The organism is Streptomyces acidicola, assembly GCF_009377235.1.
In the GTDB taxonomy this organism is placed as follows: Bacteria; Actinomycetota; Actinomycetes; order Streptomycetales; family Streptomycetaceae; genus Streptomyces; species Streptomyces acidicola.
On sequence record NZ_VMNX01000316.1, the window covers coordinates 1 to 8,523 of the forward strand.

Annotated in this window: 6 protein-coding genes; 5 read left to right on the forward strand and 1 reads right to left on the reverse strand. The window is 68.9% G+C overall.

Annotated elements, in window-relative coordinates; genetic code table 11:
- The first annotated feature begins 142 nt into the window (after positions 1-142).
- The gene (locus tag FPZ41_RS41960) at positions 143-2,242 is read left to right on the forward strand and encodes a glycosyltransferase family 2 protein (RefSeq protein WP_322621420.1); all 2,100 of its coding nucleotides are present in this window, start codon (positions 143-145) and stop codon (positions 2,240-2,242) included.
- Between the two features lie 30 nt (positions 2,243-2,272).
- The gene (glxA, locus tag FPZ41_RS41965) at positions 2,273-4,243 is read left to right on the forward strand and encodes a radical copper oxidase GlxA (RefSeq protein ID WP_152869582.1); all 1,971 of its coding nucleotides are present in this window, start codon (positions 2,273-2,275) and stop codon (positions 4,241-4,243) included.
- Between the two features lie 58 nt (positions 4,244-4,301).
- On the opposite strand, the gene FPZ41_RS41970 is transcribed toward glxA, so the two are convergent.
- Entirely contained in the window at positions 4,302-5,324 is a 1,023-nt protein-coding gene (locus FPZ41_RS41970; protein WP_152869583.1) for a glycoside hydrolase family 6 protein, read from the reverse strand.
- Between the two features lie 246 nt (positions 5,325-5,570).
- Here FPZ41_RS41970 and FPZ41_RS41975 point away from each other — a divergent pair, with 246 nt between their 5' ends.
- From FPZ41_RS41975 to FPZ41_RS41985, 3 genes are all read left to right on the forward strand, one after another.
- Positions 5,571-6,080, forward strand: coding sequence for a MarR family winged helix-turn-helix transcriptional regulator (locus FPZ41_RS41975; protein ID WP_322621421.1), 510 nt, complete (start codon positions 5,571-5,573; stop codon positions 6,078-6,080).
- Positions 6,081-6,131: 51 nt separating this feature from the next.
- Positions 6,132-6,470, forward strand: a complete 339-nt coding sequence (locus FPZ41_RS41980) for a DUF3817 domain-containing protein (RefSeq protein WP_131571420.1) — start codon at positions 6,132-6,134, stop codon at positions 6,468-6,470.
- 75 nt (positions 6,471-6,545) lie between these two features.
- Positions 6,546-8,246: an acyl-CoA mutase large subunit family protein gene (locus FPZ41_RS41985; RefSeq protein WP_152869585.1), complete on the forward strand. Its 1,701-nt coding sequence runs from the start codon at positions 6,546-6,548 to the stop codon at positions 8,244-8,246.
- The last annotated feature ends 277 nt before the right edge of the window (positions 8,247-8,523 follow it).

The following is an 8,523-nucleotide window of genomic DNA, read 5'->3' on the forward strand; positions in this document are numbered from 1 at the left end:
CTCCACCCCCGGCCCAACCGCCGGAGGCCCCCGCACACCTCCTTTCGGAGGTTTCCAGGGCGACGTGCACCCAAAAGTCCAACTTTGTGTGGATATTGTGCACGCGTATGGAAATCGTCTTTTCTGATCTCTGGAGGGCGCTGTGCGGCCCGAGGGCTACGACTACGACACCTACAGCCAGCTGGCCGGACCGCTCACAGAGCCACTCACGGAGTCGTCAAGGGCCACGGACCCGTCCGGGGCCGGGCCGTACCGGGTGCAGTACGTCAAGCTCCTCGCTCGCGAACCCCACCCCTTACGCGCCGTCCTGTTGATGACCCTCGCGCCCGTCCTCACGGGCGTGCTCCTCGTCTACCTCGTCTGGCCCACCCACTGGGTCGAACGCGAGGGCGCCGACGCATGGTTGATCGGCCTCGACATCACGATGCTCGTATGCGTCGGTCTGATCGAGTTCTTCATGCTCGTGAACGTCATCTCCATCGCCCACGCCACGATGGTCGCCCGCGACCCGGTCCCCGTCGTTCCGGAACAAGGCACCCGTGTCGCCTTCCTCACCACGTACGTCCCGGGCAAAGAGCCCCTCGCCATGGTCCGCGCCACCCTCGAAGGAGCCGTCGGCATCCACCACACCGGCCCCGTCGACGTCTGGCTCCTCGACGAGGGCGACGACGAGCAGGCCAAGGCCCTGTGCGCCGAACTCGGGGTACGGCACTTCACCCGGCACGGCGTGCCCGAGTGGAACCGCCCCAAGGGCGTCCACAAGGCCCGCACCAAGCACGGCAACTACAACGCGTGGATCACGGTGCACGGCGACGACTACGACTTCTTCGCCTCCGTGGACACCGACCACGTCCCGCTCCCCATTTTCCTCGAACGGATGATGGGGTACTTCCGGGACCCGGATGTCGCCTTCGTCGTCGGGCCCCAGGTGTATGGCAACTACGACAGTCCCGTCACCAAGGCCGCCGAGTCCCAGCAGTTCCTCTTCCACGCCCTCATCCAGCGCGCCGGCAACCGCTACCGCGCCCCCATGTTCGTCGGCACCAACAACGTCGTACGGATCTCGGCGGTCCGGCAGATCGGCGGCCTGTACGACTCCATCACCGAGGACATGGCCACCGGCTTCGAGCTGCACCGGCGCCGCAACCCGGGGACACGCAGGTGCTGGCGGTCCGTCTACACGCCCGACGTCCTGGCCGTCGGCGAGGGCCCCGCCTCCTGGACCGACTTCTTCACCCAGCAGATGCGCTGGTCGCGCGGGACGTACGAGACGCTCCTCAAGCAGTACTGGAAGGCACCGTTCACCATGCCGCCCGGCCGCTTCTTCTCGTACACGCTGATGCTCGTCTACTACCCGATGTCAGCCGTCAACTGGTTCCTGGGCATCCTCAGTTGCGCACTGTTCCTGTGGTTCGGCGCATCCGGCACCCAGGTCGCCGCCTCCGTGTGGCTGATGCTCTACAGCGACGCCGCCGCCCTCCAGATCGGGCTCTATCTGTGGAACCGGCGGCACAACGTCTCGCCGCACGAACCGGAGGGCTCGGGCGGTCTCGCCGGTATGGCGATGTCGGCGCTCTCCGCACCCATCTACCTCAGGTCCCTCGCCGCCGCCGTGCTCCGCCGGCCCTGCCGTTTCGTCGTCACCCCGAAGGGAGACGGCACCAGCCCTGACCGGCTGCTGACGTTCCGTGTCCACCTGTTCTGGGCGGCGGTCCTCGCGTCCTCGCTGGTCGCGTCGGCCTTCCTCGACCACAGCCATGTGGCCCTGCACACCTGGGCCGTCCTCGCACTGGTGGTCTCGCTCGCGCCGATCGCGGTGTGGACCGTCGAAGGGAGCTTGGCCCGCCGGGCGGACGCCGCACGACAGAAGCAGCGCACGGTCGCGCCGGTCGCCCCCGTCCCGGAAGTCCCGGCGCCCGCACGCACCCCCGCTCCCACGCCCGCTTCCGCTCCGACGCCCTCTCTCACGCCCGCTGCCGCACCCGCTTCCAGGACCACCATCCCAAGCATCACGATCTCCAGCATCAGGGTCCCCAGCACCACGGTCTCCAGCACCACGTTCCACGGAATCACCGTCGTGGGCACCACGGTTCACAGCCCCACGCTTCAGGGCACCGTCTCGCTTCAGGACGCCGTCTCCAGCACCGTCGTCCCCGGCACCGCACTCCCCGTGGTGCCCGTCCCCGGCGCCGCCGTCCCGCCCGGCGCCACGATCTCCAGCACCAGAACAGGGGGCACCTAGGCCATGGCCCACAAGCGTCTGGAACGGACTATGCGGACAAGGAACACCAACAACACCAACGCCAACACCACCAGGAAGACCCTGCTGAGAATCGGCGGCGTCGGCCTGCTCCTGGGGCTCAACGCCCCCGCCGCCGTGGGCTTCGCGCAGGAGAAGTACCACGACTGGAAGATCGCGCAGCCCGTCTACAGGGCGCAGTACGGCTCCTGGTCCCAGGTCGACATCCCCGAGAAGTACCGCACGAACGCCATCCACGCGGCGCTCCTGCACACCGGCAAGGTGCTGATCGTCGCGGGGTCGGGGAACGAGCAGAAGAAATTCGACGAGGGGTCGTTCGACACCGTCCTGTGGGACCCGAAGAAGAACACCTTCAAGAAGATCCCCACCCCCGTGGACTTCTTCTGCGCCGGACACGCCCAACTCCCCGACGGCCGCCTCCTGGTGGCCGGCGGCACCGCCCGGTACGAGTTGCTCGACGGCGAGGTGAAACGGGCCGGCGGCGGTATGCGGATCAAGAACGAGAGCCCCGACAGGGCCGTGGTGCTGAAGAAGGGGACGCGCTTCCGCTCGCCGGCCGGCATCGAGTACGTCAGCCGGTTCGACGTGACCGTGCCGAAGGCCAAGCGCACCTTCGACGTCACCTACGACGACGACGGCGTCATGCAGCCCTGGAGGACGAAGGTCACCGCGAGTGAGGCCCGCGTCTGGGTGGAGGCGGTCGAGGAGGGGCCGCGATCGGTCACCGACAAGCAGGCCCAGTACGAGATCGTCGGCCTCAAGGGCCGGGCGGCGGCCAACACGTACGGCATCTCCGAGAAGATCACCCTGGACAAGCAGGACTTCCAGGGGATCAGGGCGGCGTACGAGTTCGACCCGAAGGCAGAGAAGTACGTCCCCGTCGACCCCATGGACAAGGCCCGCTGGTACCCGACTCTCGTGGGGCTGCAGGACGGGCGCGTCCTCGCCGTCTCCGGACTCGACGACGTCGGCGTGGTCGACCCCGGCGACAACGAGATCTACGACCCGGAGACCAAGAAGTGGACGCCCGGCCCCAAGCGGTACTTCCCGACCTACCCCGCCCTCTTTCTCACCAAGGGCGGCAAGCTCTTCTACCCCGCGTCCAACGCCGGGTACGGACCGGCCGACAAGGGCCGCGTGCCCGGGCTGTGGGACCTGAGAACCAACAAGTTCGAGCGGGTGCCCGGCCTGAAGGACCTGGACCAGACGGAGACGTCGTCCTCCCTGCTCCTGCCGCCCGCCCAGGACCAGAAGGTGATGATCCTCGGCGGCGGAGGCGTCGGTGAGTCGAAGAAGTCGACCAGGCGCACCGCGGTCGTCGACCTGACGAAGGCCCACCCCGCGTTCGAGAACGGCCCCGACCTGCCCCAGGGCACCCGCTACCTCAACAGCGTGATCATGCCGGACGACTCCGTCTTCACCACCAACGGCTCCAGCGGCTACCGCGGTCGCAGCGCCAGCAACATCCTCAAGGCCCAGTTCTACGACCCGAGGACCAACGTGTTCCGGCCCGCCGCCGCGCCCATGGTCGGCCGCAACTACCACTCCGAGGCCCTGCTCCTGCCCGACGGCCGGATCGCCACCTTCGGCTCCGACCCGCTCTACGACGACCAGCAGAACACCAAACTCGGCCACTTCGAGCAGCGCATGGAGATCTACACCCCGCCCGCACTCCACAAGAACGGCAGAAACCGTCCCGTCCTCGGCGACGGTCCCGAGGAGACCGACCGGCGCGGCCGGGCCACCTTCGCCAGCGACCACCCGGAGCGCATCACCAGGGCCCGGCTGATGCGGCCCAGCGCGGTCACCCACACCACGGACGTGGAACAGCGGTCCATCGCCCTCGGACTCACCCGGACCAGGGACTCGATCACGGTGGACGTACCGCGGGACCGCACCCTGGTGCCGCCCGGCTGGTACATGCTCTTCGTCACGGACGCGCAGGGCACGCCGTCGGAGGCCAGGTGGATCCAGGTCAAGTAGGAGCGTTACGAGGGGGGAAAGGTGGGGAAAGGCGGGGGAAGGTGAGGGAAGTCGCGTACTACGCCTTGGAGTTGCGGGCCAGCCCCAGGGCGTAGGACGGCCACCATGTACCGGCCGCGGGACCGCCCCGGCACTCGCCGTCCGACTCCCCGGGGCGCTTGATCCACAGATAGGCGTCGAGGGCGGGCTCGCCGGTCTCGGTCGTCGGGCGGGTGCCCAGGGCGCGGCCCGGCGGGTTGCACCAGGCCGTGCCGCGGTCGCCGTTCAGCGGACCGTTGCCGTTGCGGCTGCTGTCGACGACGAAGTGCTTCCCGCCGAGCCTTGAGGACAGTCGCACGCCGTACGTCTTGGTGGTGATGTCGGTCTGGAAGTTGGAGACGTTGAGAGAGAAGCCGTCCGCATCGGCGATGCCGGCGCGCCGCAGAGGCCCCGCCATCCTCCAGTACTCCTGGATCCAGGTCGGGTTGCCCGCGTCCAGGTACACCTTCGTGCGGGGCTGCGCCTTCAGCCGGTCGATCGCCTCGCGCAGCAGCTGCTCGCGTTCCGCGTGGTACCTGCGCGGCGTGCACCCGTCCACGATGTGGGCCACCGCGTCCGGTTCGAGGACGACCAGTGCCTTGCTGCCCCCGATGGCGTGGGCGAACCGGTCGATCCAGTCGCGGTAGGCGGCCGCGTCGTACGCGCCGCCCGCTGAGTGCTGGCCGCAGTCGCGGTGGGGGATGTTGTAGGCGACGAACAGCGCCGTGCGGCCCTCCTCCTCCGCCGCCTTCGTGGCCTTCCTGATCGCCGGCGCCGGGTCGTCGCCCGCGGGCCACAGCGCGGCCGGCTGGTCCGCGATCCGCTTCAGCAACTCGGCGTCCTCCGTCCGGCCCTGCCGCTGCCACAGACGCATCTGCAGGGCCGCCGGGCTGGACGGATCGACCCAGAACGGCGACCCGGGGGCCGGACTGGCCTTCCTGGCGGCCTTCGCGGTGGTGCCGCCGGCGATGGCCGACGCTCCGCCGTCCACGGGCCCGGACGAGCAGCCCGCCGCGAGTCCGAGCGCCGCGAGTGCCGCGAGGTTACGGATCAGCCGGGACATGCTGCTCCCTAGGTTCCCTGAGATGGTGACAATAAGTGACGATTGCTGACACATAGTGATGATTAGGTCGCCCATGGTTCCACAGGGGGCCTGAGTGACTCGGATGCGACACCGGGGCGCCGCGCGGGAACGGCGCGGGAACGGTGCGGGAAAGGCGTGGGAAAGACGCAGGAAAGGCGGCGAGACCGGAGACCGACGGACGAGGCGGGGCTGACCGCCATATAACCGGCCGGTAAGGTCGATGCCGTGCCGAAGCCGCTCAGCCTCTCCTTCGATCCCATCGCCCGCGCCGACGAACACTGGAAGCAGCGCTGGGGGAACGTCCCGTCCATGGCGGCGATCACCTCGATCATGCGAGCGCAACAGATCCTGCTCGCGGAGGTCGACGCGGTCGTCAAGCCGTACGAGCTGACCTTCGCGCGCTACGAGGCGCTGGTGCTGCTCACCTTCTCGCAGAAGGGTGAGCTGCCGATGTCCAAGATCGGTGAGCGGCTCATGGTGCACCCCACGTCGGTCACGAACACTGTGGACCGCCTAGTGAGGTCCGGTCTCGTCGACAAACGGCCGAACCCCAACGACGGCCGCGGCACGCTCGCCTCCATCACCGAGAAGGGCCGCGAGGTCTGCGAGGCCGCCACCCGGGACCTGATGGCGATGGACTTCGGGCTCGGCGCGTACGACGCGGAGGAGTGCCGGGAGATCTTCGCGATGCTCCGGCCCCTCCGGGTGGCCGCGCAGGACTTCGAGGAGGAGTAGGGCCCGGGGGCGCCCGAAGGCCGTACGAAACCGGTGGTTACGCTCGTACCCATGAAAAAGAGCGTGCTGACCCGCTACCGCGTCATGGCCTACGTCACCGGTGTGCTGCTGATCCTGCTGACCCTCGGCATGATCGCCAAGTACGGGCTCGAACTGGACGGGGCCGCGGACTTCACGTACGTCGTCAGCCTCGCGCACGGCTGGCTGTACGTCGTGTACCTGGTCTGCGCCTTCGACCTGGGCTCCAAGGCGAAGTGGCCGGTCGGCAAGCAGCTGTGGGTGCTGCTGGCGGGTACGGTCCCGACGGCCGCCTTCTTCGTGGAGCGCAAGGTCAGCCAGGAGGTTGAGGCGAAGATCGCGGAGGACGCTCCCGCGGCCGTCAAGGCCTGACCCCTACCGCCGTACGGATGCGTGTGCGGCGGTCAGCTGTCGACATTTACTTGGACGTCCAAGTAAATTGGAGCCATGGACGCTGACGCCATCGAGGAGGGCCGCCGACGCTGGCAGGCCCGCTACGACGCCGCGCGCACGCGCGAGGCCGACTTCACGACGCTCTCGGGTGATCCCGTGGAGCCCGTGTACGGTCCCCGTCAGGGGGACGCCTATGAAGGCTTCGAGCGGATCGGCTGGCCCGGGGAGTATCCCTTCACCCGCGGGCTCTATCCGACCGGCTATCGAGGGCGGACGTGGACGATCCGGCAGTTCGCCGGATTCGGCAACGCCGAGCAGACGAACGAGCGCTACAAGATGATCCTCGCGAACGGCGGCGGGGGCCTGTCGGTGGCGTTCGACATGCCGACGCTCATGGGCCGTGACTCCGACGACCGGCACTCGCTCGGCGAGGTCGGGCACTGCGGGGTGGCGATCGACTCGGCGGCCGACATGGAGGTCCTCTTCAAGGACATCCCGCTGGGCGACGTGACGACGTCCATGACGATCAGCGGTCCGGCCGTGCCCGTCTTCTGCATGTACCTGGTGGCGGCCGAGCGCCAGGGCGTGGACCCGACGGTGCTGAACGGCACGCTCCAGACCGACATTTTCAAGGAGTACATCGCGCAGAAGGAGTGGCTCTTCCAGCCCGAGCCGCATCTGCGCCTCATCGGCGACCTGATGGAGCACTGCGCGTCCCACATCCCCGCGTACAAGCCCCTCTCGGTCTCCGGCTACCACATCCGCGAGGCCGGGTCGACGGCCGCGCAGGAGCTGGCGTACACGCTGGCGGACGGGTTCGGGTACGTGGAACTGGGCCTGTCCCGCGGCCTGGACGTGGATGTCTTCGCGCCGGGGCTGTCCTTCTTCTTCGACGCGCACGTGGACTTCTTCGAGGAGATCGCCAAGTTCCGTGCGGCGCGCAGGATCTGGGCGCGGTGGATGCGGGACGTGTACGGCGCGAAGTCGGAGCGGGCGCAGTGGCTCCGCTTCCACACGCAGACCGCGGGTGTCTCGCTGACGGCTCAGCAGCCGTACAACAACGTGGTGCGTACGGCGGTGGAGGCGCTCGCGGCGGTGCTGGGCGGGACGAACTCGCTGCACACCAATGCGCTGGACGAGACCCTGGCGCTCCCCTCCGAGCAGGCGGCGGAGATCGCGCTGCGCACACAGCAGGTACTGATGGAGGAGACCGGCGTCGGCAACGTCGCGGACCCGCTGGGCGGTTCCTGGTACGTCGAGCAGCTGACGGACCGGATCGAGGCGGACGCGGAGAAGATCTTCGACCAGATCAAGGAGCGGGGGCTGCGGGCGCACCCCGACGGGCGGCATCCCATCGGTCCGGTCACCTCCGGCATCCTGCGCGGTATCGAGGACGGCTGGTTCACGGGCGAGATCGCCGAGTCCGCGTTCCGTTACCAGCAGGCTCTGGAGAAGGGTGAGAAGAAGGTGGTGGGCGTGAACGTCCACACCGGGTCGGTCACCGGTGACCTGGAGATCCTGCGGGTCAGCCACGAGGTGGAGCGGGAGCAGGTGCGGGTGCTCGGGGCGCGCAAGGCGGCGCGTGACGATGCGGCCGTGCGGGGGGCTCTGGAGGCGATGCTCGTGGCCGCGCGGGGTGGGGCCAACATGATCGGGCCCATGCTGGATGCGGTGCGGGCGGAGGCGACGCTGGGCGAGATCTGCGATGCCCTCCGGGAGGAGTGGGGGGTCTATACGGAGCCGGCGGGGTTCTAGGAGCCGTTGCGTACGGGGCGGTGCGGGGTTGGTTTTCGCCCCCGCCGCCCCTACCCGTCCCATCCCTTCGCTGGGGGCTCCGCCCCCAGCCCCCCCGCCTTCCGGGGCTTCGCCCCAAACCCTGTTCGGGGGCCGGCCCCCGGGCCCCCGCTCCTCAAACGCCGGAGGGGCTGGAATGTGCGGCCGGGGCCGGGATCTTCCGGCTGAGGATTTTCAGCCGAGGCCAGGCACCCCCAGCCCGTCCGGCGTTTGAGGACGAGGCCGTTCGGGCCGATGC

What these genes read in the sequence shown, in the direction of transcription:
- glxA (WP_152869582.1), top strand. Translation starts at nt 2,273, where the DNA reads ATGCGGACAAGGAACACCAACAACACCAACGCCAACACCACCAGGAAG.
- FPZ41_RS41970 (WP_152869583.1), bottom strand. Translation starts at nt 5,324, where the DNA reads ATGTCCCGGCTGATCCGTAACCTCGCGGCACTCGCGGCGCTCGGACTC.
- FPZ41_RS41980 (WP_131571420.1), top strand. Translation starts at nt 6,132, where the DNA reads ATGAAAAAGAGCGTGCTGACCCGCTACCGCGTCATGGCCTACGTCACC.
- FPZ41_RS41985 (WP_152869585.1), top strand. Translation starts at nt 6,546, where the DNA reads ATGGACGCTGACGCCATCGAGGAGGGCCGCCGACGCTGGCAGGCCCGC.